This is a genomic window from Halomonas sp. IOP_31 (assembly GCF_021151495.1).
GTDB classification, from domain to species: domain Bacteria; phylum Pseudomonadota; class Gammaproteobacteria; order Pseudomonadales; family Halomonadaceae; genus Modicisalibacter; species Modicisalibacter zincidurans.
Map to the genome: position 1 here is coordinate 13,097 of NZ_JAIRBP010000034.1, position 26,015 is coordinate 39,111.

Consider the following 26,015-nt stretch of genomic DNA (forward strand, 5'->3'; position numbering starts at 1 on the left):
TCGATTGCGATCGTTGAAGTGGCGATGCAAGGCGGCTTTTCCAATGTTGCCCCTGTCCTCGGTTATTGGCCGCCCTGGCTACCGGCTCCCAGACTGAGCAGGGTACCTCGCTGGGTCTTCAGTGTATCTTGCTGATACTGATCCTGGCGGCGCAGAAAGTCAGCGTCGAACAGGCGTATTTCTTGAGAGGACAGCCGTTCCGCGGACCGACGGATCCCCAGATCCTCCAGCAAGAAGCGTTCATGCAAGCCGATCCAGCTTGCACCATCGCGAAGCTTCAGGGCCGGGTTGAGCACGTAGTGTCCGCGCCGCAGGCGCAGGAACAGTTTGCGATTGTAACGATCCTCGCGCTGGATTTCGTTCTTGGCCAGAACGCTGGAGAGATAGGCTCGGCGCTTGCGGCGCGCAGGCAAGACACTATCGGGAAGTCGAGAGACCCAACCTTCAATATCCTGGGCTGTGTAGCCGTGGTTCCATGCCAGGACCGGGCCGAGATGGCGATAGAACATGGCTTGCAGCAGTTCGAGAAGGAAGGTTTCCATCAGTCGACGATCGAGCTTCACCAGACGGCCATCGACTTGCACGTTGAGGCTAGCCGGGGCCAGCAGAGGGTAGAGGGCGGGGAAGCGTTGACGTGCAAAGGTATCGTCGAGCATCGCTTGTTCCAGGGCGAAATGCAGGGCGGTGAAACCATTGTTGGTGGTCAGCGTCGGATTGGCTCCTCGTTCGATCAACTGCGCCACCAGGGCACTGTTGCCCAATCGCGCTGCGATCATCAAGGGCGTGAGGCCGAAGCGAATACGATGATCCACCCCGTAGCGCTGCGTATCCCTGAGCACGGCCGTAGGGTGGCTCATCTCGTAGCTCATGAAGTGATTGCGGTGGAGCTGATGCGCCGCCTTGGCTTTATCATTGAGGGCCGGCTTGAAGCCGGCCTCGGCTAAGGCGTTAAGGGTCGGGCGATGATGATGAAGCAGAGCGTATTCGAAGACTTCGAGACGCTGCTTCTTGCCCCCCTCGACGAGGGCTTGGTGGCGCAATTCCTCGAAGCCCGCACGATCCAGTACCGTCCAGGGCACCGGTTGTTCATCCAGTATCTGCTCACGGATCGCCTGGGCCTGCTCGTCCTTGCCCTGGAGCTCGAGCCGTCTGGCCTCGTGTTGCCAGTCCTCGAGAGATGAATCGTCCTGTTGCAACTGGAGTTCACCTTCCAGGCTTGCAACATTCAGCAGTTGCAATAGCGGATGGTCGAGCTGCGTCTCCACCAGGTAGACATTGCGCACCGCCCGGGTTACCGCCACATACAGGGCGTTGATGAAGAACTTATAGATCTCCAGTGATTTATCGTGTTTGTCCTTGCCACGGCGGTAATCGAGTTCCTCGCGCTCCAGGTCCTCGGGGGCTACGCCCTGGGTGATCGCCTGGAACATGTCTGCATCCTCGCTGATCACGTTGTAAAGGATGGCGCTGTCGTATTCGAGACCCTTGGCTTCCTGGATCGAGAAGACCAGCGGGGTGCGGAACCAGCGCCGGGCTTCCTCCTTCTGTGCCGGATGCAGCACTATTACTGCGAAACGCGTTGACCGTGCGGTGCGGTTGTCGAGTTCGCGCTTGAGCGTTTCCCGGTTCTCCAGGAGTTGGACCTGCCCCGACTGCTCGACAGCGCTATGTATCAGATAGTTACTCTCGCGATCCACCGAGCCGAACCGTGCATGCTTGATCTTGAGGATGCGGTTGGCCAGTGCAGTGACCAGTGGCGCATTGCGGTAATTGGCATGCAGGATACGCACGACTTCGCCGTGACGGGTCAGGTCGTGCTCATGAAAGAAGAGCGACTTGACGCTGGCCCAGGAGAAGAAGTTGGGGTGGACGATCTGGTTGGCGTCGCCGCTGAGCAGGAACTGTCCGGGCTCCCGCAAGCTCTTTAGAATCAGGTAGAGCTGAACGTTGGTGATGTCCTGCACCTCGTCGATCACCACGAAGTCGTAGCCGGGTTGCACGAGAGCGAGATGATCATGAGCAACCAGGTTGGGATCATAGAGCCCTTGCTCACCGAGAAACGCCAGGTAGCGTTCGAAAAGATCGTAGACCCGGGGGCGCTCGGCTTCCGGGAAGATCGATTGCTTGACACCGAGCTCCAGGTATTCCTCCCGGGAACGCCAACCGCTCGCGGTCGTCGCTCCGGTGATCACGCCGCGGATCTCTTCGTAAAGTTTATGTGAATCACTCAGACCACTGCCTTGGCGATGGCGCTGGAACCAGTCCTGAAAATCCCGATTCTCGACCTGCCGACCTTGAGGCACCTGGATGGTTTCCAGTAATTCCTGGAACGACAGGAAATCCACCGACTGATCGGGGTTGTCATAACCGTGGGCGTAATAGAGCTCCCGAGCGCTGGTCACGAGATAGGACGAAAGGCTGACATAGAGCACATCACCGATGGCTTGCTTGAGCTTCTCGAGAATCAACGCGGTCTTGCCACTGCCTGCCGAGCCGATGATGACCAGCGGTGAGGGCGAAGCGAAGATAGCTTCCTGCTCGTCGTCGAAGGTCAGGATCTTGTCGAGCAGATGGAAGCGCTCGCGAGTCGGATGAAGGTAGCTCAGGGGGGCGGCTTCTGCCTCTTCGGGGGCCTGCAAGCGGGGGATCTTGTCTTCATCGATCACGGCGTCGCCGGCCAGAAAGCGCGAGCGTTCATAGGCGTGATTGCGCAGGTATTCGAGTATCAGGCAGCAGGTTTCGTGGGCATGCCGGTAAAGCGAGAACAGTACGCGATCACGTTTGTTGAGGCGTGCTCGATAAAGGTTGTCACCGATCTTGCGTACATCGGCCTGTCGAAAATTGTCCGCTTCAAGGGCGGAGCGTAACTTCTGGAAACCGGGAATCGATGCCGCGTCCAGATCGCTGTAAAGCAAGACTCGCATAGGATGAGAGCTCGTTTGTTAAGTAAGGCTGTCTACGTGTAAACGAATCTGATTGTTTCAGAGGCCCGTTCAAGGATCAAAGTCAGGTCGGAGCACAAGGCGTCGATTTCCTCCCGGTGCGCCCGTCCTCTTCTTCCACGTGTAGGGAGAGCAGCGCTGCCTGCGCGCCCACGCCCTTGTCGCGCAGCGTTTGCTGTCACCTGCCGGTCGGACTCGCCTGCCCAGCCAGCTTTCGTAGCGGGCGCGATCTTGTCGGCAAATGGGGCAGATGCCGTCGTAGTATACTTTCAGTGGAGGTAGGTCGGCCATCGAGTGTTTCTCCTTGCGTCGATGCCTACCTTGGTGACTAATGTAATCTCTCGCGGTGCGGTCAGAGATGGTCTCGCAACTCAGGAATTGGCGAGCTGGCTTCACAATGCAGGACGGCCATCACACGGATGCCATAATGATCTTCCAGCCGCTCCTGATCCGGCTTGGAGAGCATGCCGTTGGTGATCACCACGGCCTTTTCCAACACGCGTCGGCCAGCGCCAGCTTCTGCACGCAGGGATTTCACCAATGCCCGATATTCCGGCCGCTGCCGCTTCACGTAGGCAAGCTGTTCGAAAGCGTGCGGGATATCACCGGCGCCCTTGAGTTCGACGAGCACGGCGGCATTACTTTGATTGCCCTGCCAGAGGAAGAGTCCGTCGCACTTCGGCTGATTATCGCGCAAGACACAGCCATCCAGCACCACTGCGACGGCCTGCTCCCCTGCCTTGGGGGTCAGGCGAATCCGCTTGCCTTGCTCACCTAACGTCAGTTCCCCGCGGCACAACGCCTGGGTGTTGCCCATCCTCCGACACACGCAGTCCTGATACTTGCCCAGATTCATGCCTCGCGATGCTCCCACTCGATATCCCGCATCTCGTCATAGAGGCGATTGATGGCATTGAAGTGGCTGAGCAGCTTGTCATCGAGCAGCCCCAGGTCGGCCGCCATCAGCGACTGGGCCTCGTCCGGCGTGATGAGATAGGCGGCCACCTCTTTCGGCGATAGCGGCAATAGTGCCTGGATGGCTTCATGGGTGATCTCGAGGCCATCGAGCTGGCTGCGCTTGAGATGATTGTTGAGCGCCTCGACGATAAAGGGGCTGTGGGTGGTGATGATGAACTGGGTATTGGGAAAGGTGACTAGCAGGTCTCCCACTACACGCCGTTGCCACTCGGGATGTAGGTGTAGATCGACTTCGTCGATCATCACCACCGCTTCAGCCGCCAGTGGATCATCTAGATGTGGGTTGGCCATGGCCATTCGCGAACTGAGGTCGATGACCAGCCCCAGCAGGGTCTGATAGCCATCGCTGAGCTGAGCGATATTCAGCCATTCGCCCTGCTGCTTCACTGCGAAGCGCAGCGGATTGAGTTCGATATGCGGCTCGGAGAGGTCGGGAAATAACTGCGTGATGGCACGGCGTACCGCATCCAGCTCCGGCAGCGTTACGTCGAAGCTCTTGTGCTGCCTTTGCAGCCGATGCTCCTCGTTTTCTTTGTTGTAGAACCAGACGAAGGCCGACTTGAAACGCGTATCGGCGTTCAGCGCATTGGCCAAGGCATCGAAACGTTCGTGGGACTTGGGAAATCCCTTGCGACTGAGGGGTAGATCCAGCAAGGCGCGGCTAACGCCGTAATAGGCAAACACCGGCAGTTCGAAGGGCTCTCCGGCTGCCCAAGGATCTATCACGGTAATGTCGAGATGTTGCTTGAGCGCTTTTACTCCCTGTCCCGGAGGGATCTCACCGGCTGTCTTCTTGCTATTGTCGCGCCGCTGGAGTCGGTCCCAGGAAAGCCTTTGAAAGGTTTCCAGGGTAATCCGTGTATAGGGCGCCAAGTGGTTACCCCGCTGATGAATATCGCCCCGCTTCTTGAAGGTCATGCCCGACACACCGGGCAGATAGGTGAGGATTTCACCGAGCCCAATGGCGATACCGTCCAGCAAGGTGGTCTTGCCACTACCATTGGCGCCCATTAGCAGCGTCAGGCGCGGCCCCAGCGTCATCGACAGAGATGGCTTGGCGCGAAAGTTCTCCAGTATCAGGCGCTTTAGCTTCATTCAGCGGTATTCTACTAGTAGTGAGGGTCCAAGATGGCAGTCTGGCATGTTAGTGAAGTACGGTCGACTGGTTGGCCCTACGACAGTGCTTGTCTGAGCGCTAGCCAGCATGAGCCGCAATAAAGCGCGCAGACTGTCGTTGCCCCGATAACCGCCGGCGGATCGCTTGACGGGTACCCAGGCCGCGCATGCTAAACTACCCGGCTCTTTCATCTAGCGTCTTCATTCAGCGTCCTGCTTGGGTCACCGAGTCAGGGTCCAAGCCCGGTGCGTACGAGCCTATGGCCGATTGTGATAGCGAACCTTGTCGTGAGCGGGGCGCCCAGCGTGGCGAAGACGCCTCGGGCGATACTCCGCGTCGCAAGCCGTTCAACGCCCGGGGCAGCTTCGTGACGCGCTGCGAGGCGTGCCGACTGCCCAGCCTCAATTGCCTGTGTCCCTACAAGGTGGCCACCACCAGCGAGACCCGCGTGTGGCTGCTGACGCACCCCTACGAGCATTACAAGCCGACCAACACCGGGCGCCTGATCGGCGATATCCTGGATACCACCGAGGTCTTCACCTGGTGTCGCACGGCGCCCGACCCGACCCTGCTGGCGCGTCTCGACGATCCTCGGTTCGCGCCCTTCGTGGTGTTTCCCGATGATCAGCCGGACTACGCCGAGCGGGTGGTCGGCCCCGACGCCGTGCGCGCCGCCAAGCGCGATGGCCGCATTCCGGTGCTGATCCTGCTCGATGGCACCTGGCGTCAGGCGCGGCGCATGTTCCGCCGCAGCGCGTACCTGGCCGCGTTGCCGGTATTGCCGCTGCACAGCGAACGCACCACCCGCTACCGGCTGCGCAAACCGGCCCCGAGTGAGCATCTGTGTACCGCCGAGGTCGCCGCCGAACTGCTCCACCAGACCGGCGACGGTGAGGCGGCGGCGACTCTCGACGACTACTTCGATGCCTTCAACGACAGCTACGCGGCCAGCCGCCGGCACGGCAAGCTCGAGGCCCCGACCGCGGCGATGCAGCGGTTGCTGGAAAGGCGCTAGCGTTAGCAAGACCGACGCTGTGATGACTGACCTGTGTCGCACCCGGTTTTGCTGGGACGCGTGTCGTTGGGGGCTATTGCCCGGCGGCCAGCCACTCGTCGACCTGATCCTGATTCTCATCGAGCCACGTCTGAGCACCGGCTACCGGATCGCCCTGGGACTCGATCTCTGACATCAGGTCGCTAAGGCTTGCATCGCTCATGTGCCAGGCGTCGAGCACCGCCGTCAGCCACGGGTCATCCTCGCCAAACCCCTGGCGGGAGAACCAGTAGATGGTATCGCCATCGCCGTAGACCTTCTTCGGATCCTCGAGATACTTGAGGTCGTAGTCGGCGAACGCCCAGTGCGGATTCCACAGCGTCACCACGATCGGCTCTTCGTTCTTGTAGGCACTGTCCAGCGCAGACATCATCGCCGGGCCGGAGCTATTGACCTGTTTCAGCGGCAGATCGTAGGTCTCGATGGCGTCGTCGGTCAGGCCGGCGATAGCGGAGCCAGGGCCGATGCCAAGGATCGTGGGGCTGCCCTGATACTTGAATTCGTCGACATGCGCCGCGAGCTCGGGGATCGTATCGATATCGACGTATTCCGGCACCACCAGTCCCAGGCCGGTCTTGTCGTACCAGGCATCGTGAACCTCGAGCGTATTCTTGTAGGGTGCCAGGAAGCTCCCGTCGGTGTAGGGCAGCCAGATCTCCAGCGACAGATCAATGTCTTTGCTGTCCATGCCGGCGTAGAGTGCGCTCTTGCTGACATCCGACAGCTCCACATCGTAGCCGCGCTCCTCGAGCACCAGTTTCCAGAGATTGGCGACGGCGATATTCTCGGCCCAGTTGTTGGTGCCGATCACCAGAGACTTGTCCTCGGCCTGGGCCGTCGTCGCGGCCATGAGCAGTGTTGCAGCCGTCAGGGTGTGCAGAGTCTTTTTCATAACGGTATCCCTCTTTTTTTGTTTCTATCGAAAACACAGTATTATATTGATGTGCCGAGCCTTGGCTATTGTCAGGCGCCGCTTTCAGGTGCTGATGCGGATCAGGCGCTGATGCCGGCGGTAGGTGCGCGTTTCAGCCCCTGGAATTCGACGAAGGCCTGCATGCGCTGCCACAGCCGGTCGCCGTAGACATAGCCGCCGTCGCCATCGTTGCCCGGGGGCTCGATGGTGGCCTCGACAGCGGGTTCGAAGAAGAACGGAATCGAGTGACGCGACCGTGTGCCGCCGACGATGCGGTGTTCCGTGGCCTGGATCCGCCCGCCGGACCAGTCCGCCAGCAGGCGCCCGAAGTTGACCACCAGGGCGTTGTCGCGCGGTGCGACGTCTTCCCAGTCGCCGTCGGGCGTTTGCACTTGCAGGCCGCCGACGCGGTCCTGCCAAAGCAGGGTGATGAAGCCGTTGTCGCAATGCGGCGCGCCGACCATCCAGCGCCGTGCATCGCCCTGGCCATCGACGGCCGGCATGCTGGCCAGTGTCTCGGCGGGACGCTCGGGGTAATGAATCAGGCGCAGCGTCGAGTTGCCGCGTTCGAAGGGCTGCATGAGCGTGTCGCGCGGGACATCGAGCCCCTCGGCAAGTGCCGCGGCGATCACGCCGCTCAGGGATTCCATCGCCGTGTAATAGGCGGCGACATCGTCCGACCAGCCCGGCAGGGACGCTGCCGACGGCCGGGGCGTGGGCTCGCGCAGCGGGTCGCCGCTCGCCGCGTCGGCGCGTTCGGGATGAGCGACATCCGCGCCGAGGTCGATGCCTTCCTTCCAGGTCGGGTCCTCGTTCTGCGGCGGGAAATAGCCGCGATAGACGTTGCGGTTGGCCGGTTCGAACTTGTGTCGCGCCAGGCGTTGCTTGGCGGCGGCATCGAGCTCGAAAAAGCGCAGCAGCCGTGCATGGATGTCGTCGGGCAGACCCAGTTGTCCCGGTGAGATGCCCACGGTCATGAAGCCGGAACGGCAGGCGGCGTCGACGATGGCCTGGCGCGCCTCGTCGCGCGCCGGGTCGTCGGCGAGTAGCGGCGTCAGGTCGATATGCGGAATCAGTGTCTGGGTCATGGCGTTCCCTTGTGTCGGGATGAGACGGCTGGCCCTCAGTCGGCCAGCAGCCGCGTATCGAGCGGATAGTCGGAAAGCAATTCGACCTGGCCATCGTCGCGAATGTAAAGTTGCTCCTCGAGCTTGACGCCTTCGCCACCGTCTTCGTGGCCGATGTAGCTTTCCACGCACAGCGTCATGCCGGGCTGCATGATGCCGTCGTAGCCTTTGTCGTCGATGTCTTCGCGGTGAACGATATAAGGGTATTCGCCGGTCATGCCGACCCCGTGCGCCAGCGCGAAATAGCGCCGCGCCTTGTAGGGCTGAGGAATCTGCCAGGCTTTCTCGGCGTATTCCTTGAACGACATGCCCGGCGCGATCAGGGCCATGTTGGTGCGTACCTGATCGAAGGCCATGCGATACAACTCGCGCTGGGTGGACGTCGCCTGGCCGTCGCCGCACAGGAAGGTCCGCGAGAAATCGGCATAATAGCCATAACGGCCCACGACGTCGGTATCCAGTGCCACCAGTTCGCCATCCTGGATGACGCGGTTGGAACATTCCTGGAACCAGGGGTTGGTGCGCGGCCCGGAATTCATCAGCCGGGTTTCGACGTAGTCCGCGTCGGTGGCGATGATGTGCTGGTGCAGCTGCGACCAGACCTCGTTCTCCGTGGCGCCGGGGCGAATCGCCGCTTCCAGCTTGCGGACCCCGACCTCGACCGCGCGCAGCGAGCTGCGCACCATCTTGATCTCGTTGGGGACCTTGATCGCCCGCGCCCGCTCCAGCGGGATCTGGGCGTCGCAGATCTGCCAGCCGCGCTCGACCAACGCGAAGGCCGCCTGCGAGGTGGCGCTTTCGATGGCCACCTTGTCGCCTTTTTGTCCGCCGCATTGGCGTACTAGTTCGTCGATCTCGTCCGCCCACGCCTCGGTGGTCTGCTGCAGATTGTCTTCACAGAAGTAATAGGAGATCGCCGTCGCCGGGCGTGTTTCGTCGATGCCCGGCAGCCCTTCGGTCAAGTGACTGCAGCCGGAGAACTCGAACATCACCACCGGGCCTTCCGCCGGCACGAAGGCGTAGCGGGCCGGGTTGCGTGCCGAGTAGACCTGCATATTGCGGGCGCCGGTGGCGTAGCGCACGTGTGTCGGGTCGAACAGCACGGCGGCGACGATATCGCGTTTCTTCAGCTCTGCCCGGGTACGTGCCAAGCGATCCAGAAGAATCTGGCGGCTCTCGGCCATGGTGGGCTCGCACTCGGCGGGGTCGTGCGTCGGCGCCAGGATATCGGTGCCTTCCAGCAGGGAAGGCAGCGAGGATGACAAGCTGGTCATGGTCGTCGGTCCAGTCATTGAAATTGAATCAGCCAGTTCCAGGCGTTTCGATCAGTCGAGCAGTCCGTCGGCGCGTTCCTCACGGCGTTTTTCCGCTTCGATATGCGCTTCCGAGACGCGCCCGTAGAGCTGGCGCGTACGCTCCAGCCGACCCACCACGCCCGGCTGTTGCGAATAGGCGAAGATTGCCGTGTGGCGCTCTCGTTCACCGCTGACGCGTGTCACGCGGTGCAGCGAGTAACGACCCTTGAAGAGTTGCAGGTCGCCGGGACGCAGCAGCAGGGTGCGGGGCGTAGCGGTGTCCTCGCCGCGGATCACCGCGCCGACGCCGGCGTAGTTCTCGCCCGCCGGCGTACGGATGTTGGGGCAGTACTGGAACTCGCCGCCGCTGTCCGGTATGTCGGTCATCATCGTGACGATGTATTCGTTGGTGTCGTAGTGCCAGGGCTGCTCGGTGCCCGGAGGCAACACGTTCTGCACCAGGCCGGCGAACGGGTCGGCATACTCGTAGACCTCGTCCTCCTGCAGGCACTCGGCCACCAGGCGCTTCATCGCCGGCGAGACGTAAAGCTGCTGGATCACCGTATCGGCGGGGATAATGTCGCGGGTCACGAAGCCGCTGGTGCGCTCCATGAAATGCCGCCGGGGATCGCTCTCGGGGAGGCTTTCGTCGTCGCTGGTGAACCAGGCGTTGACGCGACAGCTGGAGTAATAGCTCTTGGTCGAGAGTTCATGCCCTTCGTCGCGAGCCTGCTCCAATGCCTCGGGGCGCAGGAAGCCGCGCAGCACGGCACAGCCTTCTCGGTCCAGGTCCTCGCGCGCCCGGGCAATCTCGGCCTGAAGGCGCGGGTCGTCGACGTCATGCAGCGGATAGCGGTCGGTATCGACCAGTTCGCTCAGGTCGGTGCGCTCGGCATCGGCGAGCCGGCGCTGGGTCGGCTTGGCGTCGATCGTGGCAGCGGTCGTCGGCATGGCAGGTGTCCTCTCGATCAGCAAGGTGTCGGGTGACAAGACGTTGCCGCCGTGAAGGTTGGGCGGCCTGTCGATGTCCTCTATGCTGGACAGAACTCTCCCATCAGTAAAACGAGTCATTTCAATGGCAGCCATCGGAACTACCGATAGCACGGCGCTGGCCGCGCTGGACAGCGATCTGCTGCTGGCCTTCGTCACCGTGGCCGACAGCGGCGGTTTCACCGCCGCGGCGCGTTACCTGCACAAGACGCAGTCGACCATCAGCCTGCGCATCAGCACGCTCGAGTCGCGCCTCGACACCTTGCTGATCGAGCGTGGCAGCCGTCGACTCACGTTGACCGGCGACGGCGAGACCTACCTCGTCTACGCGCGGCGCCTGCTGCAGCTGCAGCGCGAGGCGATCGCGGCGCTGGGGCGTTCTCAGCCGGTGACGCTGCGCTTCGGCCTCCCCGAGGACTATGCCGATACTTGGTTGCCGGCATTGCTCGAACGCTTCGGCGCCCGGCATCCCGACGTTCATGTGCATATCCACTGCCGCATGTCGACGGAACTGCTGGAGCAACTCGAGAAGGGGTCGTTGGACATCGTGCTGGCGGTGCAGCATGAACCGAGTAGCGGTGGACGCCCCGTGACCACGGAGGAGGTAGTCTGGGCGGCGCACCGGCGTTTTGAACTCGACGCCGCGCGGCCGATTCCGCTGGCGCTGTTCCCGGAGCAGTGCGTCTACCGGCGTCGGGCGCTGGCCGCGCTCGCCGATACTGGTCGCGACTGGCAGCTCGTCTCCACCAGTCAGAGCCCCAGCGGATTGAAAGTCATCGTGGGGCAGGGCCAAACCTTGACGGTTGGGGAGCGGCGCCTGCTCCCCGAGGGATGGCAAGTGTTGGGCGCCGCCGAGGGCCTGCCGCCATTACCACCGGCCGTACTCGAGGTGCATCGCTCCCCCAGCCCCATGCACCCGGCCTTCGATGACTTCGTCGCCTTGATCGCCGAGGTATTGGAGGAGGGAGACGCGGCAGGGTGAAACGCTGCTGTTCTCGAACCTGAAGCAAATTCGCCACTGATCATTGATGCGAATACTGTACTTCAAGCGGGACGTTTCTCCAGCATTAACCAACCCGCCAAGCCCACCATCGTCGAGCCGCTAACACCATCCAGCCAGCGTTGACGACGAAGCGTGACGCTGCCTTGGCCCAGCAGATGCCCGGCGCCGGCGTACACTAACGCACAGCCGAACTCGATCAGGATATAAACCAGCCCCGCCAGCATGATCGCTGGCGCGAACGACTCGGTGTCAGCGTGGAGAAACTGTGTCAGGAAGAGGGCGAACAGCACGTATGCCTTGGGGTTGGAGAGCGCGACCAGTGCTTCCCGACGTATGAGTAGCCCGGCCCGAGTGGTTTCGATGTCAGCGCTCATCGGCCTAGCCGTGGGACGCCAGGCCGTCATCAACGTACGAATGCCTAAATAGAGCAGATACGCTGCACCCACCCACTTGAGCACGTTGAAGAAAATCGCTGACGTTGCCAGCCAATGCCCAAGCCCCACGGCGACACCGATCACCATGAGTACGAAGGCCGCGAAGCGCCCACAGGCCGCCGTCATCGCCGGCGCGATACCGACGCGGAAGCCATTGGAGAGCGAAAGCAGCTGATTTGCCCCCGGCGTTAGCGCCATGATCGCTGACGCGCCTAGCAACAAGGGCCAGTCGATGGCGGTCACCGCAGCCGGAAACGCTTGCATCATGACCATGATGGTCAGCGCCAGCAGGCCACTACATGTGATAGGGAATCGAAACATGGGCCCCCTTGGGACGTTGTCGACTATCCGAACAACTGCCCGGCGATGCGCAGCCCGGCGATCCAGGTGCCAGCCGCCGAGCCCACGGTGGCGAGCAGGAACACCAGCAGCGTGCGCGACACCCGGTTGCGCCACCAGCCCTTGAGCGAGGCGACGTCGTGGCGCAGCCGCGAGAAGTCGCGCACCTTGGGTCGGCGCATCGCCAGTTCGACGCCGGCGGCGACGAAGCCCGCGCCGATGGTCGGGTTGAGCGAGGTCAGCGGGGCGGCGAAGAAGGTCGCCAGCACCGTCAGAGGGTGGGCCAGGGCGATCGTCGCGCCCAGTGCCGAAAGCACCCCGTTGATCAGGAACCATTCGCCGATCAACTGCCAGCCGAGCTGGGTATCGCGGGAGAAGCCGATTGCGAAGCCGATCAGCACCAGCGCGGTAATCAGCCAGGGAATGGCCTTCCACCAGCGCGCCCGCGGCTTGACGGTATCGAGCGCGGCGCGTTCGCTGGCCGGCTCGGCGGGCAGCGGTGCCCTGAGATGCTCGGCCAGGCCCTTGAGGTGACCGGCGCCGACCACCACCAGCACTTCGCGGTAGCGCGCCGGGGTATTGTCCTCGGCCAGGCGTAGCGCCATGTAGCGGTCGCGCTCGGCGATCAGCGGGGTGTACAGCGCTTCGGACTGCTGGGCGAACTCGGCGAAGGTCGATTCCAGCACGTCGCCCTGCTTGAGCCGCTCGATATCCTCGCTGGAGATCTTCTGGCGCGAGACCAGGCTGGCGGCGAGCCCGCTGATCAGGCTGGCGCGTTGCCACCAGGGCACGTTGGCGTAGATGCGCTTGAGGGTCACGCCGATGTCACGGTCGATCAGCAGCAGCGGCAGTTCGGCGCGCCGGCAGGCCTTGACCGCTTCGCGCATCTCGGCGCCGGGCTCGATGCCCGACTGTTCGGCGACGCGCTGCTGGAAGGCGCCCAGCGCCAGGCTGGCGGCCACCATGCCGGCCTTGCCCTGGCGGAACACCTGGAACAGATCCTGGTCGGCGAGGGTGTTGGGCTGGGTCAGGCTCTGGTGGCGCGATTCGCACAGTTCGATGGCCACCGCATCGAAGTCGCCGGACTCGACCAGCTCGCGCACCTCGTCGGCACTGGCCCGCGAGACGTGCGCGGTGCCCAGCAGGGTGTAGCGGGTATCGCCGCTGACGACCACCTCGCGTGGGCCGCTGGCGGTATCCGGGGGGGCAATGTCCTGCGTATCGGTCATGGGGGCTCGCTGGCTGTAAGGCAGAAGCTCGATTATCCACATCGCGGCGAGCCAGGCCAAACCAACGAGTGGCCGGGTGAGTGCCGCGAATTTTCCGGTGTCGCCTAGCGGCGCCAGAAGGCCGGCGTGAACAGCACCAGCACGGTGAAGATTTCCAGTCGGCCGAGCACCATCGCCGCCACCAGGATCCATTTGGCCAGCGCGGGAATATCGCCGTAATCGTTGGCGACCTCGCCGAGCCCCGGCCCCAGGTTGTTGAGCGCCGCGCCCACCGCCGACCAGGCGGTGACCTGGTCGAGCCCGGTGGCGAGCAGGCCGATCAGCATCAGCAGGAACAGCATCACGTAGACCGAGAAGAAGCCCCAGACCGCCTGGGCCACGTTGTCGGTAATCCGCGCCTTGCCGACCTTGATCGAGATCACCGCGTTGGGGTGGATCAGCCGCAGCACCTCGCGCATGCCCTGCTTGAGGATCAGCAGGATGCGCACCACCTTGATGCCACCGCCGGCGGACCCCGAGCAGGCGCCGACGAAGGCGGCGACGAACAGCAGAAACGGCAGCGCGCCGGGCCAGGCCGAGAAGTCGGCGACGCCGAAGCCGGCGGTGGTGGCGATCGATACCGCTTCGAACAGCCCGTGACGCAGCGCGGTGAGGCCGTCGTGGGTCCGGGTGATCAGCAGGGTGGCGATGCTGATCAGGCTGAGCAGCAGCAGAAAGCCGACGAAGAAGCGGAACTCGGGGTCCGCCAGGTAGTGCCGGATGCGCTTCTCGCGCCACACGGCAAAATGCAGGCCGAAGCTGATCGACGACACGATCATGAAGAACACGGCGATCAGTTCGATGGCCACGCTGTCGAAGTAGCCGATGCTGGCGTCGTAGGTCGAGAAACCGCCGATGGCGACGGTCGAGAAGCTGTGGCCGAGGGCGTCGAACCAGTTCATGCCGGCCGCCCAGTAGGCGAGAAAGCAGGCCAGCGTCAGCGCCGCGTAGATGTACCACAGCGCCTTGGCGGTCTCGGTGATGCGCGGGGTGAGCTTGGAATCCTTGAGCGGGCCGGGGATCTCGGTGCGATAGAGCTGCATGCCGCCGATGCCCAGTGTCGGCAGGATCGCCACCGCCAGCACCACGATACCCATCCCGCCCAGCCACTGCAGTTGCTGGCGGTAGTAGCGGATCGAGTCGGGCAGCAGGTCGATGCCGGTGATTACCGTGGCGCCGGTGGTGGTCAGCCCCGAGAACGATTCGAACACGGCGTCGGTCCACGACAGCGCCGGGTCGCTGGCGAGCATCAGCGGCAGCGACCCGAACAGCCCCAGCACGCTCCAGAACATCACCGTGATCACGAAGCCGTCGCGGGTGCGCAGCTCCTTGCGTGCATTGCGGTTGGGCACGTAGAGCAGCGCGCCGGTGGCCGCGGTGATCGCCAGGGCGACGGCGAAGGCTTCCCACACGCCGTCGACGAACAGCCACGAGATCAGGATCGGCGGCAGCAGGGTCAGGCTGAACAGCATCAGCAGCAAGCCCAGGATGCGCAGGGTGACGCGGGGGCTCAAGAGCGCATGTTCCTTGTCGAATGGGGCATCGTCACTGGCGAGTGTCCGTGGTTCGAAGAAACGCTCAGAAGAAGGTCAGGCCGACCTGGAACAGCCGCTCCACGTCGCGGATACGTCGCTTGTCGATCACGAACAGGATGACGTGATCGCCGGACTCGACGACCACGTCGTCATGGGCGATCAGCACGTCCTTGCCGCGCACCACCGCGCCGATGGTGGTGCCCGCGGGCAGGTCGATCTCGGCGATCGCCCGGCCGACCACCTTGGACGAGCGCGAGTCGCCGTGGGCGATCGCCTCGATCGCCTCGGCGGCGCCGCGGCGCAGCGAATGGACGTTGACGATGTCGCCGCGCCGCACGTGGGTCAGCAGGCCGCCGATGGTCGCCTGCTGGGGCGAGATGGCGATATCGATCTCGCCGCCCTGGACCAGGTCGACGTAGGCGGCGTTGTTGATCAGCGTCAGCACCTTCTTGGCGCCCAGCCGCTTGGCCAGCATCGACGACATGATGTTGACCTCGTCGTCGTTGGTCAGCGCGCAGAAGATGTCGCAGTCCTCGATGTTCTCCTCGATCAGCAGCCGCTTGCTGGTCGCACTGCCGTGCAGCACCACGGTGCGGTCGAGGCGCTCGGAGAGCATCGTGCAGCGCTCCAGGTCGTGCTCGATGATCTTGACCTGATGACTGTGCTCGAGGTGTTCGGCGAGGCGCTGGCCGATGTTGCCGCCGCCGGCGATCAGCACCCGGCGGAAGTCGCGCTCGACCTTGCGCAGTTCGCTCATCACCGCACGGATGTCCTTGCGCGCGGCGATGAAGAACACCTCGTCGTCGGCCTCGATGACCGTGTCGCCGCGCGGGATGATCGCCCGGTTGCGACGGTAGATCGCCGCCACGCGGGTGTCGACGTTGGGCATGTGGCGGCGCAGGAAGCCCAGTTCCTGGCCGACCAGCGGCCCGCCGTAATAGGCCTTGACCGCCACCAGCTGGACCTGGCCGCCGGCGAACTCGAGCACCTGCAGCGCGCCCGGGTAGACGATCAACCGGCGGATGTGATCGGTGACCACCTGCTCGGGGCTGATCAGCACGTCGACCGGCACCGCGTCATTGGCGAACAAGCCCTTGCGGGTCAGGTAGGCGGCGGCACGCACCCGGGCGATCTTGGTCGGGGTGCGGAACAGCGTGTGCGCGACCTGACAGGCGACCATGTTGACTTCGTCGGAATTGGTCACCGCGATCAGCATGTCGGCATCTTCGCCGCCGGCCTGGCGCAGCACCATCGGATAGGAGGCGGGTCCGGTCACGGTGCGGATGTCCAGACGATTGTGCAACTCGCGCAGCCGCTCGGTGCTGGTATCGACCACCGTGATGTCGTTTTCCTCGTGGGCGAGGTGTTCGGCCAGCGTGCCGCCCACCTGGCCGGCGCCCAGAATGATAATTTTCATCGTTGTCGGGTCCGCGTGCGCAAGGTCGGGGATTGGGAAGAGCGTTCAACCGGGGCGCTCTCAAACGCGAGCAAGCATAAACCAGTCGAGCGGGGCGGGGACAGGGCCCGGTGGACCGGACCCCGTTATTTTAAAAGGTTCATCGCATTTTGCCGGGAAATGCGGCACGGATCATCGCGAACCAGCTCCCTCCCACAGCCCCCTGCCGGTTAGCTTGTCCTTGTGGGAGCGAATTCATTCGCGATGGCGGCGGGCACTGTACCTTCCCGGCCATGCCGGGCGCCTGCGGCGCCAATCGGGAACAAGTTCCCTCCCACAAAAATCCCCGGCCCCATGCTCCAAATGGCCATCCAGGCCGGGTCGCGTGGGAGGCAATTTATTCCCAATAGCGAGGCCTTGACGTTTCACGCTGATCTGCGAAGAACCTTTTAAAATGAGCTTTCAAGTGAGCTTTCAAGTGAGCTTTCAAGTGAGCTTTCACATGAGCCTCACAGGCGCGTCACTCGGGCTCTGTGAGCGTGAAGCCGACCTTGACGGTGACCTGCCAATGCATGATTCGGCCATGCTCGATGTGGCCCCGGGTATCGGTGACCTCGAACCAGCGCATGTCGTGCAGGCTCTCGTTGGCCCGGGCGATGGCCTGCTCCACGGCGTCCTCGATTCCCTTGGGCGAGGAGCCGGTGAGCTCGATGTGCTTGTAGACGTGGGTGGACATGGGCAACTCCAAATGCCGGAATGGGTGAGGACCCGGGGCACGCCGAAGCGTTCACGGACCCATCATCCAGTATAGAAGCTAGCCACCGGGGCCTGTCGACTCCTTGACCAGCCGGGCGTAGAAGAAGCCGTCATGGCCACCGGCCTGGGGCAACAGCTGGCGCCCGGCCCCGGCCGGGCGGCCCCAGTCGGCGTCGATCGGCGTCGCCCGGGCATCGGCGGTGCGCGCCAGGAAGGCGGCGATCTGTTGGCTGTTTTCCTCGGGCAGCACCGAGCAGGTGGCGTAGAGCAGCGTGCCGCCCGGCGTCAGCGTCCTCCACAAGGCGTCGAGCAGACGCGCCTGTTGGCCGGCCAGCGCACGGATGTCGCTGGGCCGGCGCAGGCGCTTGATGTCGGGATGGCGGCGGATCACCCCGCTGCCCGAGCAGGGCGCGTCGAGCAGGATCGCATCGAACGCCTGGCCGTCCCACCAGGCCAGCTCGCCGGCGTCGGCGTGGGTCAGCGTCGCCGACAGGCCCAGTCGGGCGAGGGTGGCCTCGACGCGCGACAGCCGCTGGGCATCGCTGTCGAGCGCGGTGAGCGCGATAGCGAAGGTTTCGAGCAAGTGTGCGCTCTTGCCGCCCGGCGCCGCGCAGGCGTCGAGCACCCGCGCCCCGGGCCGGGTCTCGAGCGCGGGAGCGAGCAGCTCGGCGGTGAGCTGGGCGGCCTCGTCCTGGACGCTGACCTCGCCCGTCTCGAAGCCGGGCAGCGTCTGGACGTCGCAGGCCTCGTCGAGGGTCAGCGCCTGGGCGGCATACGGCGCGGCGCGGGCCGCCAAGCCGGCCTCGGCGAGCCGCGCCTGATACGCCTCGCGCGAGCTGCGGCGACAGTTGACGCGCAATGTCATCGGCCCCGGCCGGTTGTTGGCCTCGGCGATCGCCTGCCAGTCGTCGGGCCAGGCCTGGCGCAGGCTCTTGAGCAGCCACGGCGGGTGCAAAAGCGCCACGCTCGGATCGCGGTCGACCCTGGCCTGGAGCGTCTGGCTCTCGCGCTGGAAGCGCCGCAGGCAGCCGTTGAGCACGCGGGTCGCCCACTCCTTGCTCAGCGCGCGCGCGGCGCCGCTGGTTTCGCCGACCGCGGCGTGCGGCGGCACCCGCATGTAGAGCAACTGGTAGAGCCCTATCAATAGTAGCGCCTGAACATCCAGATCGCGTCGCTTGAAGGGTTGGCGCAACAGCTCGCCGGACAGCGCCTCGAGACGCGGCAGGGCGCGGCACACGCCGTAGCACAGCGCCTTGGCGAAGCCGCGGTCACGGTTGGCGATGCCCGCCGCGGCAAGCCCGCCGTCGAGATGGCCGAGCGAGCCCTGGCCGTCGAGTACCGGGACCAGCAGGCGCGCGGCGGTGGCGCGAACGTCGGGCTGACTCATGATGTCGCCCCCTCCCGGGTCAGCCGCTTGCCGGGCGTGAAACGCTCGCCGCGGGCGTTGAGCAGCTCGCGCACGTCAAGCGGCTTGCCACCCGGCAACTGGGCGCGGGTCGCGCGCAGCACGCTGCGGCTCTCGGCGCCGCAGGCGATGCGCAACGCCTCGCCATCGGACTCGAGCAGGGTGCCCGGGGCGGCGGTGGCGACCTGCTCGCCGGTCTCGGGTTCGGCGAACCACAGCCGCAGCGGGGCGTCGTCGAGCATCGTCCAGGCCACCGGCCAGGGGTTGAAGGCGCGAATCTTGGCGGCAAGTTCCACCGCCGGGCGAGTGAAGTCGAGCGCCGCCTCGGGCTTGGACAGCTTGGCGGCGTAGGTCACTCCGGCGCTGGGTTGCGGTGTGGCGGTCAGTCCCGGCCCGGCCAGCGCATCGAGCGCGCTGACGATCGCCTCGCCGCCCAGCGCGGCCAGCCGGTCATGCAGCGCGCCGCCGGTGGTGGTGGCGTCGATCGCCGTCTCGCGGGTCAGCAGCATGTCGCCGGTATCCAGCCCCGCATCCATCTGCATGATGGTCACGCCGGTCAGCGCGTCGCCGGCCTCGATGGCGCGCTGGATCGGCGCCGCGCCGCGCCAGCGTGGCAGCAGCGAAGCGTGGACGTTGAGACAGCCCAGCCGCGGGGCGTCGAGCACCGCCTGGGGCAGCAGCAGGCCGTAGGCGACTACCACCATGACATCCGCCGAGTAGGCGGCGAGCTCGCGCTGGGCCTCGGGATCCTTGAGGCTCTGCGGCTGATGGACCGGCAATGGGTGCTGCTGGGCCAGCGCCTTGACCGCGCTGGGCGTGAGCTTGCGGCCGCGACCGGCGGGGCGGTCGGGCTGGGTATACACGGCGAGCAGTTGATGCTGACTGGCGAGCAGCGCTTGCAGGCTGTGCGCGGCGAAGTCGGGGGTGCCGGCGAAGATCACGCGCAACGGTCGGGTCATCGAAAGGGCCTTGCTGACGGGGAACGCCGCCATGGTAGCGGATCGCCCCGCGAACGAAAAACGCCGAGGGCCTCGGGGCTCTCGGCGCTGTAAAGATGCTATTGACAGTCGATGACGTCAGGCCATCTGCTTGTGGCGCTTCTGCATCTTCTTCATGATCCGGTCGCGCTTGAGCGGCGACAGGTAATCGACGAACAGCCGTCCCTCGAGGTGATCGCACTCGTGCTGAATACAGTGCGCCAGCAGCCCGTCGGCGTCGAGTTCATAAGGCGTGCCGTCGCGATCCAGCGCCTTGAGATGTACACGCAACGCGCGCGGGACCTCGGCGTAGAACTCGGGGATCGACAGGCAGCCCTCCTGCATCGGCTCGCGCTCGTCGTCGAGCGGCGCGTACTCGGGGTTGATCAGTACCCGTGGCTGGGACTGGTCGTCGCTGACATCCATGACGATGATGCGACGGTGCTGGTCGACCTGAGTGGCCGCCAGGCCGATGCCGTGGGCGTCGTACATGGTTTCGAGCATGTCGTCGACCAGGGTGCGCACCTCGTCGTCGACAGCGACAACCGGTGCGGCCTTGGTGCGCAGGCGGTCGTCGGGGTATTCGAGGATCTCTAGCTTGGCCATGGCGTTGAAAATACCGTTTCGGGTTAAGCAGGGATATGTACCGTATTGTAGGACGCGGTAGCATGGAACGAAACCATGCCCGGAATATCGCCATGATAGTTCAAGGCTATGCGCGGCATTGACGATAATGCTTGGACACGCATGAGACACAATATAACGAGGCGCAGGGGATGAGTGAACAAACTGCCGGCGGCTGCCGGCGCTGGCTGGCGCTCGGGGCCCTGGCCCTGGGTATCGCCCTCGGGGGGCTATTGCCGTTCGAGCCCGCTGCGGCCGCCACGCTGCGTGACGATGCGCCGAGCCGTTATACCGTGACCCGGGGCGATACCCTGTGGGACATCGCCGGACGCTTTCTCGATCACCCCTGGCAATGGCCCGAGGTGTGGGACGGCAACCCGCAGATCGACGACCCGCACTGGATCTACCCCGGCGACGTGATCTATCTCTACCGGGAAAATGGCCAGCCGCGGCTGGGGTTGGAGCCCGGCCAGGGTGGTGTCGTGCGGCTCTCGCCCCAGGTTCGCGAGGTGCCACGGCGCGAGGCGATTCCGCCGCTGCCGCTGGAAAGCGTGCAGCGCTTTCTCGACGCCAACCGCATCGTCGGCCCGGGCGAGTTCGACAATGCCGCCTATGTGATCGCCGGCGACGACCGGCGAATCGTCAGCGGCGCCGGCGATCGCATCTACGTGCGCGGCGAACTGCCGCCTGGCGAGCGCTTCGGCATCTATCGTCGCGGTGAGCGTTACCTCGACCCCGACAGTGGCGAGTTCCTGGGCCTCGAGCTGGAAACCCTGGGCGAGGCCCGGCTAGTGCGCCGCGATGGCGACGTTGCGCTGTTGCGGGTCACCGCCTCGCGCCAGGAAATTCGCCAGGGCGACCGGCTGCTGACCCAGGAGTCGCTGCCGGTGACGCCGGCCTTCCAGCCTCACGCGCCGGAACAGCCGCTTGAGGGTCGGATCCTGGCGGTGCCGGGCGGCGTGCAGTTCATCGGCCGGCTGGACGTGGTGGCGCTCGACCTGGGCCAGCGCGACGGTCTGAGTCGCGGCGCGGTGCTGGCCGTCGAACAGCAGGGCGAGACGCTCAGCGACCCGCAGACCGGCGAACCCGTGCAACTGCCCGGCGAGGACGCCGGCTGGCTGATGGTGTTCCGACTCTACGACCGGGTCAGCTATGCGCTGGTGATGCACGCCACGCGCAGCTTGGCAGTCGGCGACCGGGTCCATGCGCCGCGTAGCGACGATCTGCTCGCCGGCTCGGCGCGGCGGCCGTGACGGCCACCCCGGAAATCGCCCTGGCGCTGGCCCACCTGCCGGGAATCGGGCCACGGCGGTTGGCCGAACTGCAACGCCAGGCACCGGACTGGCCGCAAGGCTGGCTGGCGATGCTGCCGGCGCCGGGGCGCGACGCCCTGCGGCTGTGGCTCGATCATCCGGCGCGCAGTCCGCTGTCGGCGCTCATCGCGCGTGCCCAGGACTGGCAGGCCACGGCGACCGATCATCACCTGCTCTATCCCGGCCATGACGCCTGGCCGGCGCTGCTCGACGAGCTTCCCGACCCGCCGCCGCTGCTGTGGGCGATCGGCGATCTCGCCGCATTCGAGGCACCCGGGCTGGCGATCGTCGGCACGCGGCGACCGACCCGCGAGGGGCTCGGCAACGCCGCGCGCTTCGCCGGCGAACTGGCCGCGGCGGGGCTGTGCGTGACCAGCGGCATGGCGCTGGGCATCGACGGGCGCGCCCATCAGGCTGCGCTCGATGCGCGGGGGCGCAGTATCGGTGTGCTGGGCTGCGGCATCGATGTCACCTACCCGGCGCGCCACGCCGAGCTCTATCGGCGCATGCGCGGCGAGGGCGGGCTGCTGCTCAGCGAGTACGCGCCGGGGACGCGCGCCAATCCGGCGTTCTTCCCGCGCCGCAACCGGCTGATCACCGGCTTGTCGCTGGGCGTGCTGGTCATCGAGGCGGCCGAGAAGAGCGGCTCGCTGATCAGCGCGCGGCTGGCCGCCGAGCAGAACCGTGAAGTGTTCGCGCTGCCCGGCTCGCTCAACAATCCGCAGGCCCAGGGCTGCCTGGCGCTGCTCAAGCAGGGCGCGACGCTGGTCAGCGAGCTTGCCGACATCCTGCTCGAGCTCGGCCATTGGGTCGCGACAGGCGATTCGTCGACGCTGGCCACGCATCCGGCGAATCCGGCGGCACCGAGCGGCGATGCGCTGCTCGACCTGCTCAGCGGCTCGCCGACGCCGCTCGATCTACTGATCGAACTCTCGGGCAGGGACTTCGGCTTCTGCCAGCAGCGCTTGCTCGAACTCGAGCTCGAAGGCTGGGTGACCCAGGCGCCGGGTGGTTGGGTGCGCTGCTGATCCAGATCAAGCGCCGCGGCTGCCGGCGCGGGTCGGCGCATGCTAGACTGGGCCGCGTTCTTAGCGCGTGTCGGAGCTCGTCAAAGGTCGAAGCTCGTTGAAGGGAGTCCCGCCGGATGTATTCAGCCGCTATCCTGCAAATCGCCGTTGCCCAGCTGCGCGAAGGCGGGCTGATCGCCTATCCCACCGAGGCGGTGTGGGGACTGGGCTGCGATCCCGACGACCCGACCGCGCTCGCTCAGCTGCTCGCGCTCAAGCAACGCGACCCCGCCAAGGGGCTGATCCTGGTCGCCGCTTCCCTGGCCCAGCTCGAGCCCTGGCTGGCCGGGCTCGAGCTATCGCTGCGCCAGCGTCTGGCCGACAGCTGGCCGGGCCCGCTGACCTGGCTGGTACCCGACAACGGCCGCTCGCTGGCGCTGCTGCGCGGCGATCATGACCGCGTCGCCGTACGGGTCAGTGACCATCCCGGGGTGATTGCGCTGTGCGCGGCCTTCGGCGGGCCGCTGGTATCGACCTCGGCCAATCGCGCCGGCGAGCCCCCGGCCCGCGACGCGGCCACCGTGCGCGACTACTTCGGCGATGCGGTGACGATTGTCGACGGCCCGCTGGGCGGTCGTCCCCGACCCAGCCGCATCCGCGACCTGTGCAGCGGCGAGTGGTTGCGCGAGTGAGCGCCGCCAGTTTCCAGACAAAGCCCAAGGAGATCCGCGTGTCCTACCCTCATCTCGATACCGTCAAGCGCTATCTGCTCGACCTGCAGGATACGCTGTGCCAGGCGCTGGCCAGCGAGGACGGCGGGGCGGCTTTCCGGGAAGACGCCTGGGAGCGCGCCGAGGGCGGCGGCGGCCGTTCGCGGGTGATCGAGAACGGCGCCGTGTTCGAGAAGGGCGGGATCAATTTCTCCCACGTGCACGGCGCCACGTTGCCGCCTTCGGCGAGCGCCGCGCGCCCCGAACTCGCCGGTCGCAGCTTCCACGCCGTCGGCGTCTCCTGGGTGCTGCACCCGCGCAATCCCCACGTTCCCACCAGCCACGCCAACGTGCGCTTCTTCATCGCCGAGAAGCCCGGCGAGGCGCCGGTCTGGTGGTTCGGCGGCGGCTACGACCTGACGCCGTTCTATCCGGTGCACGACGACGTGCTGCACTGGCATCGCGTGGCCCGCGACGCCTGCGTGCCGTTCGGCGACGACATCTATCCGCGTTTCAAGCGCTGGTGCGACGAGTATTTCTATCTCAAGCACCGCGACGAGACCCGCGGCGTCGGCGGGCTGTTCTTCGACGATCTCAATGAGTGGAATTTCGAGACCTGCTTCGGCTTCCAGCGCGCGGTGGGCGACAGCTTCCTCGAGGCCTACCTGCCGATCGTGCGGCGTCGCCGCGACGAGGCCTACGGCGAGCGCGAGCGCGCCTTTCAGCTCTATAGGCGCGGGCGCTACGTGGAGTTCAACCTGGTCTGGGATCGCGGCACGCTGTTCGGGCTGCAAAGCGGCGGACGCAGCGAGTCGATCTTGATGTCGATGCCGCCGGTGGTCGAGTGGCACTACGGCTGGACGCCGGAGCCCGGCAGCGCCGAGGAAACGCTCTACCGCGACTATCTGCGTCCGCGTGACTGGCTCGATGAAGGGGAGGGCGCGACATGAGCGATCGCTACTGCGTGTTCGGCCACCCGATCGGCCACTCCAAGTCGCCGCAGATCCACGCCGCCTTCGCCGAGCAGACCGGCGAGGCGCTGAGTTACCAGGCCATCGAGGCGCCGCTCGACGGCTTCGCTGATGCCTGGCGCGGGTTTGCCGCCGCCGGCGGGTGCGGCGCCAACGTCACCGTGCCGTTCAAGGCGGACGCCTGGCGTCTGGCCGAGGCGCTGAGCGCGCGCGCCCGGCGCGCCGGGGCGGTCAATACGCTGCTGCTCGACGACGCCGGCCAGCTCCACGGCGACACCACCGACGGCGTGGGGCTGGTCAGCGACCTGGCCGCCCACGCTGCGCCGCTCAAGGAAGCACGCATTCTGGTGCTGGGGGCCGGCGGCGCGGTGCGTGGCGTGCTCGAGCCCTTGCTGGAAACCGGTCCTGCACGGCTGGTGATCGCCAACCGCACTGCCGGCAAGGCCCGCAAGCTGGCTGCGGACTTCGCCGACCTGGGCGCAACGAGTGGCGGTGGTTTCGACGAGATCGCGGGGCCCTTCGATCTGGTGATCAACGGCACCAGCGCCAGCCTGGCCGGTGATCTGCCGCCGCTGCCCGATGCGCTGTTCGCGGATGACGGGCTGGCCTATGACATGATGTACGGCGCCGAGCCGACGGTGTTCCTGCGCTGGGCCGCCGAACGTGGCGCGCGTACCGTCGATGGCCTGGGCATGCTGATCGAGCAGGCGGCGGAATCCTTCTATCTATGGCGCGGCGTCCGTCCGGACACCGCGGCGGTGCGCGAACGATTGCGCCGCTCGCTGTGAAGCACGCCGTTGCCGGGCCGGCTCAACCCGGACGCTGGCAATTCGGCGTGCGGCCGTTGGCCCGGGCCTGCTGGTAGGCGGCAAGCGCCTGGTCCATCTGCGCCTGCAGGCCCTCGATGCGCTGGCCGTCGCTGGGGTGGGTCGACATCCACACCGGCGGCTGGCCCTGGCTGTTGGCCGACATGTTCTGCCAGAGATTGATGCTTGCCCGCGGATCGAAACCGGCCTGAGCCATGAGCTCGAGCCCCAGCGCATCGGCTTCGCTCTCCTGCTTGCGCGAGAAGGGCTTGATGATGCCGTATTCGGCGCCCATGCCGAGTAACCCCATCAGCTGCTGGCCACCCTGGCTGTCGAGGCCGGCGGCCGACTGCAGTACCGACAGTCCGGTCTGGGTTGCCGCCTGGGTCGAGACCCGCTCGTTGGCGTGCTGGGCGAGCACGTGGGCGACCTCGTGGCCGAGCACGGTGGCCAGCTGGTCCTGGTTCTCGGCGACCTTGAGCAGCCCGGTGTTGACGCCGATATATCCGCCGGGCAGGGCGAAGGCGTTGGCCGAATCGTCCTTGAAGACCTTGACCTCCCAGTTTTCGCCGCTACTCGCGGCCTGGGTGACGGACTGGGCCACGCACTGCACGTAGTCGGCCGTCTGGCCACCGACCGTGGGCAGTTGCTGTTGATACTGGGCGAAGCTTTGCTCGCCCATCCGATCGAGCTCTTCATCGGAGAACAACGTCAGCTGCGAACGCCCGGTGGGCGTCTGGCTGCAGGCGGCGAGGGTCAGTGCCAGCGCCCCGATGGCGCCACGGGTCTTCCAGTGCATCGCTTGTCGCTCCTTGATGGGATGCCGCGCGGTCGGCATCGCGAATTCGTGGTCGCGGCGTGGTGGACCGCTCCGCTGATCGGCTCCAAGATACCCCGATGGGCCGGTGGGTCAACCGGATGCGCCTCTACCTTTATCGGGAACAAGTTCCCTCCCAGTGCGCCCGTGAAGGCGTGCACACAACTCGGTGGAAGTCCGAGTCGGGGTAAGCCATGGCCCCGTAGTCGAAGGTAACTGCGTCGCCGCGAGGCGGGGT

General features: G+C 65.4%; 23 protein-coding genes. 7 read left to right on the forward strand and 16 right to left on the reverse strand.

Annotation, left to right across the window (positions count from 1 at the left end):
* Window positions 1-62: 62 nt before the first annotated feature.
* The 3 genes from K7I12_RS14655 to K7I12_RS14665 all read right to left on the reverse strand — a co-directional run bounded on the left by K7I12_RS14655 (window position 63) and on the right by K7I12_RS14665 (window position 5,015).
* The gene (locus tag K7I12_RS14655; RefSeq protein ID WP_035575358.1) at window positions 63-2,924 is read right to left on the reverse strand and encodes an ankyrin repeat domain-containing protein; all 2,862 of its coding nucleotides are present in this window, start codon (window positions 2,922-2,924) and stop codon (window positions 63-65) included.
* A 370-nt stretch (window positions 2,925-3,294) separates the two neighbouring features.
* The gene (locus tag K7I12_RS14660; RefSeq protein WP_084173579.1) at window positions 3,295-3,798 is read right to left on the reverse strand and encodes a hypothetical protein; all 504 of its coding nucleotides are present in this window, start codon (window positions 3,796-3,798) and stop codon (window positions 3,295-3,297) included.
* Window positions 3,795-5,015, reverse strand: a complete 1,221-nt coding sequence (locus K7I12_RS14665; protein ID WP_031384558.1) for an AAA family ATPase — start codon at window positions 5,013-5,015, stop codon at window positions 3,795-3,797. The genes K7I12_RS14660 and K7I12_RS14665 overlap by 4 nt, the downstream gene beginning before the upstream one ends.
* Before the next feature lie 281 nt (window positions 5,016-5,296).
* Between K7I12_RS14665 and K7I12_RS14670 the strand changes: the two genes are divergently transcribed.
* The gene (locus K7I12_RS14670; protein WP_231664548.1) at window positions 5,297-6,052 is read left to right on the forward strand and encodes a tRNA-uridine aminocarboxypropyltransferase; all 756 of its coding nucleotides are present in this window, start codon (window positions 5,297-5,299) and stop codon (window positions 6,050-6,052) included.
* Between the two features lie 73 nt (window positions 6,053-6,125).
* On the opposite strand, the gene K7I12_RS14675 is transcribed toward K7I12_RS14670, so the two are convergent.
* The 4 genes from K7I12_RS14675 to K7I12_RS14690 form a co-directional block, all read right to left on the reverse strand.
* Window positions 6,126-6,983 (reverse strand): glycine betaine ABC transporter substrate-binding protein, encoded by an 858-nt coding sequence (locus K7I12_RS14675; protein ID WP_231664549.1) that lies wholly within the window; start codon window positions 6,981-6,983, stop codon window positions 6,126-6,128.
* 101 nt (window positions 6,984-7,084) lie between these two features.
* On the reverse strand, window positions 7,085-8,092 hold the full coding sequence (locus K7I12_RS14680) for an isopenicillin N synthase family dioxygenase (RefSeq protein WP_231664550.1): 1,008 nt from the start codon (window positions 8,090-8,092) through the stop codon (window positions 7,085-7,087).
* A gap of 35 nt (window positions 8,093-8,127) precedes the next feature.
* Window positions 8,128-9,405, reverse strand: a complete 1,278-nt coding sequence (locus K7I12_RS14685; protein WP_231664551.1) for a M24 family metallopeptidase — start codon at window positions 9,403-9,405, stop codon at window positions 8,128-8,130.
* 51 nt (window positions 9,406-9,456) lie between these two features.
* Window positions 9,457-10,377 (reverse strand): HalD/BesD family halogenase, encoded by a 921-nt coding sequence (locus K7I12_RS14690; RefSeq protein WP_231664552.1) that lies wholly within the window; start codon window positions 10,375-10,377, stop codon window positions 9,457-9,459.
* A gap of 124 nt (window positions 10,378-10,501) precedes the next feature.
* Here K7I12_RS14690 and K7I12_RS14695 point away from each other — a divergent pair, with 124 nt between their 5' ends.
* Window positions 10,502-11,398 (forward strand): LysR family transcriptional regulator, encoded by an 897-nt coding sequence (locus tag K7I12_RS14695; RefSeq protein WP_231664553.1) that lies wholly within the window; start codon window positions 10,502-10,504, stop codon window positions 11,396-11,398.
* A 62-nt stretch (window positions 11,399-11,460) separates the two neighbouring features.
* Here the strand turns inward: K7I12_RS14695 and K7I12_RS14700 are convergent, their stop codons facing one another.
* The 8 genes from K7I12_RS14700 to def form a co-directional block, all read right to left on the reverse strand.
* The gene (locus tag K7I12_RS14700) at window positions 11,461-12,051 is read right to left on the reverse strand and encodes a LysE family translocator (RefSeq protein WP_231664554.1); all 591 of its coding nucleotides are present in this window, start codon (window positions 12,049-12,051) and stop codon (window positions 11,461-11,463) included.
* 146 nt (window positions 12,052-12,197) lie between these two features.
* The gene (locus tag K7I12_RS14705; RefSeq protein WP_231664555.1) at window positions 12,198-13,421 is read right to left on the reverse strand and encodes a TraB/GumN family protein; all 1,224 of its coding nucleotides are present in this window, start codon (window positions 13,419-13,421) and stop codon (window positions 12,198-12,200) included.
* Between the two features lie 104 nt (window positions 13,422-13,525).
* A complete protein-coding gene (locus K7I12_RS14710; RefSeq protein ID WP_031384555.1) occupies window positions 13,526-14,974 on the reverse strand; it encodes a TrkH family potassium uptake protein in 1,449 nt (482 codons plus the stop codon).
* Window positions 14,975-15,038: 64 nt separating this feature from the next.
* A complete protein-coding gene (trkA, locus tag K7I12_RS14715) occupies window positions 15,039-16,412 on the reverse strand; it encodes a Trk system potassium transporter TrkA (RefSeq protein ID WP_031384554.1) in 1,374 nt (457 codons plus the stop codon).
* A gap of 499 nt (window positions 16,413-16,911) precedes the next feature.
* Entirely contained in the window at window positions 16,912-17,127 is a 216-nt protein-coding gene (locus K7I12_RS14720; RefSeq protein ID WP_031384553.1) for a dodecin, read from the reverse strand.
* A gap of 78 nt (window positions 17,128-17,205) precedes the next feature.
* Window positions 17,206-18,534, reverse strand: coding sequence for a 16S rRNA (cytosine(967)-C(5))-methyltransferase RsmB (rsmB, locus tag K7I12_RS14725; protein WP_031384552.1), 1,329 nt, complete (start codon window positions 18,532-18,534; stop codon window positions 17,206-17,208).
* On the reverse strand, window positions 18,531-19,511 hold the full coding sequence (fmt, locus tag K7I12_RS14730) for a methionyl-tRNA formyltransferase (protein ID WP_231664556.1): 981 nt from the start codon (window positions 19,509-19,511) through the stop codon (window positions 18,531-18,533). Before fmt ends, rsmB begins: the two co-directional genes overlap by 4 nt.
* A gap of 117 nt (window positions 19,512-19,628) precedes the next feature.
* The gene (gene def / locus K7I12_RS14735) at window positions 19,629-20,135 is read right to left on the reverse strand and encodes a peptide deformylase (protein WP_031384550.1); all 507 of its coding nucleotides are present in this window, start codon (window positions 20,133-20,135) and stop codon (window positions 19,629-19,631) included.
* A 170-nt stretch (window positions 20,136-20,305) separates the two neighbouring features.
* On the opposite strand from def, the gene K7I12_RS14740 reads away from it, so the two are divergent.
* From K7I12_RS14740 to aroE, 5 genes are all read left to right on the forward strand, one after another.
* Window positions 20,306-21,406 (forward strand): LysM peptidoglycan-binding domain-containing protein, encoded by a 1,101-nt coding sequence (locus tag K7I12_RS14740; protein WP_051907513.1) that lies wholly within the window; start codon window positions 20,306-20,308, stop codon window positions 21,404-21,406.
* Complete coding sequence (gene dprA / locus K7I12_RS14745; protein WP_231664557.1) at window positions 21,403-22,494, forward strand: DNA-processing protein DprA; 1,092 nt, start codon at window positions 21,403-21,405, stop codon at window positions 22,492-22,494. Before K7I12_RS14740 ends, dprA begins: the two co-directional genes overlap by 4 nt.
* Before the next feature lie 116 nt (window positions 22,495-22,610).
* Window positions 22,611-23,165 (forward strand): L-threonylcarbamoyladenylate synthase, encoded by a 555-nt coding sequence (locus tag K7I12_RS14750; protein ID WP_231664558.1) that lies wholly within the window; start codon window positions 22,611-22,613, stop codon window positions 23,163-23,165.
* A 38-nt stretch (window positions 23,166-23,203) separates the two neighbouring features.
* Window positions 23,204-24,133 (forward strand): oxygen-dependent coproporphyrinogen oxidase, encoded by a 930-nt coding sequence (gene hemF, locus K7I12_RS14755; protein WP_231664559.1) that lies wholly within the window; start codon window positions 23,204-23,206, stop codon window positions 24,131-24,133.
* Entirely contained in the window at window positions 24,130-24,942 is an 813-nt protein-coding gene (aroE, locus tag K7I12_RS14760; protein WP_231664560.1) for a shikimate dehydrogenase, read from the forward strand. Before hemF ends, aroE begins: the two co-directional genes overlap by 4 nt.
* Window positions 24,943-24,964: 22 nt before the next feature.
* Here aroE and K7I12_RS14765 read toward each other — a convergent pair whose 3' ends face one another.
* Window positions 24,965-25,759 carry a M48 family metallopeptidase gene (locus K7I12_RS14765; RefSeq protein ID WP_231664561.1) on the reverse strand — a complete coding sequence of 265 codons (795 nt, stop codon included), beginning with the start codon at window positions 25,757-25,759 and terminating at the stop codon, window positions 24,965-24,967.
* Window positions 25,760-26,015 lie beyond the last annotated feature (256 nt).

What these genes read in the sequence shown, in the direction of transcription:
- K7I12_RS14655 (WP_035575358.1), bottom strand. Translation starts at nt 2,924, where the DNA reads ATGCGAGTCTTGCTTTACAGCGATCTGGACGCGGCATCGATTCCCGGT.
- K7I12_RS14660 (WP_084173579.1), bottom strand. Translation starts at nt 3,798, where the DNA reads ATGAATCTGGGCAAGTATCAGGACTGCGTGTGTCGGAGGATGGGCAAC.
- K7I12_RS14665 (WP_031384558.1), bottom strand. Translation starts at nt 5,015, where the DNA reads ATGAAGCTAAAGCGCCTGATACTGGAGAACTTTCGCGCCAAGCCATCT.
- K7I12_RS14670 (WP_231664548.1), top strand. Translation starts at nt 5,297, where the DNA reads ATGGCCGATTGTGATAGCGAACCTTGTCGTGAGCGGGGCGCCCAGCGT.
- K7I12_RS14675 (WP_231664549.1), bottom strand. Translation starts at nt 6,983, where the DNA reads ATGAAAAAGACTCTGCACACCCTGACGGCTGCAACACTGCTCATGGCC.
- K7I12_RS14680 (WP_231664550.1), bottom strand. Translation starts at nt 8,092, where the DNA reads ATGACCCAGACACTGATTCCGCATATCGACCTGACGCCGCTACTCGCC.
- K7I12_RS14685 (WP_231664551.1), bottom strand. Translation starts at nt 9,405, where the DNA reads ATGACCAGCTTGTCATCCTCGCTGCCTTCCCTGCTGGAAGGCACCGAT.
- K7I12_RS14690 (WP_231664552.1), bottom strand. Translation starts at nt 10,377, where the DNA reads ATGCCGACGACCGCTGCCACGATCGACGCCAAGCCGACCCAGCGCCGG.
- K7I12_RS14695 (WP_231664553.1), top strand. Translation starts at nt 10,502, where the DNA reads ATGGCAGCCATCGGAACTACCGATAGCACGGCGCTGGCCGCGCTGGAC.
- K7I12_RS14700 (WP_231664554.1), bottom strand. Translation starts at nt 12,051, where the DNA reads ATGGCGCTAACGCCGGGGGCAAATCAGCTGCTTTCGCTCTCCAATGGC.
- K7I12_RS14705 (WP_231664555.1), bottom strand. Translation starts at nt 13,421, where the DNA reads ATGACCGATACGCAGGACATTGCCCCCCCGGATACCGCCAGCGGCCCA.
- trkA (WP_031384554.1), bottom strand. Translation starts at nt 16,412, where the DNA reads ATGAAAATTATCATTCTGGGCGCCGGCCAGGTGGGCGGCACGCTGGCC.
- K7I12_RS14720 (WP_031384553.1), bottom strand. Translation starts at nt 17,127, where the DNA reads ATGTCCACCCACGTCTACAAGCACATCGAGCTCACCGGCTCCTCGCCC.
- rsmB (WP_031384552.1), bottom strand. Translation starts at nt 18,534, where the DNA reads ATGAGTCAGCCCGACGTTCGCGCCACCGCCGCGCGCCTGCTGGTCCCG.
- fmt (WP_231664556.1), bottom strand. Translation starts at nt 19,511, where the DNA reads ATGACCCGACCGTTGCGCGTGATCTTCGCCGGCACCCCCGACTTCGCC.
- def (WP_031384550.1), bottom strand. Translation starts at nt 20,135, where the DNA reads ATGGCCAAGCTAGAGATCCTCGAATACCCCGACGACCGCCTGCGCACC.
- K7I12_RS14740 (WP_051907513.1), top strand. Translation starts at nt 20,306, where the DNA reads ATGAGTGAACAAACTGCCGGCGGCTGCCGGCGCTGGCTGGCGCTCGGG.
- K7I12_RS14750 (WP_231664558.1), top strand. Translation starts at nt 22,611, where the DNA reads ATGTATTCAGCCGCTATCCTGCAAATCGCCGTTGCCCAGCTGCGCGAA.
- aroE (WP_231664560.1), top strand. Translation starts at nt 24,130, where the DNA reads ATGAGCGATCGCTACTGCGTGTTCGGCCACCCGATCGGCCACTCCAAG.
- K7I12_RS14765 (WP_231664561.1), bottom strand. Translation starts at nt 25,759, where the DNA reads ATGCACTGGAAGACCCGTGGCGCCATCGGGGCGCTGGCACTGACCCTC.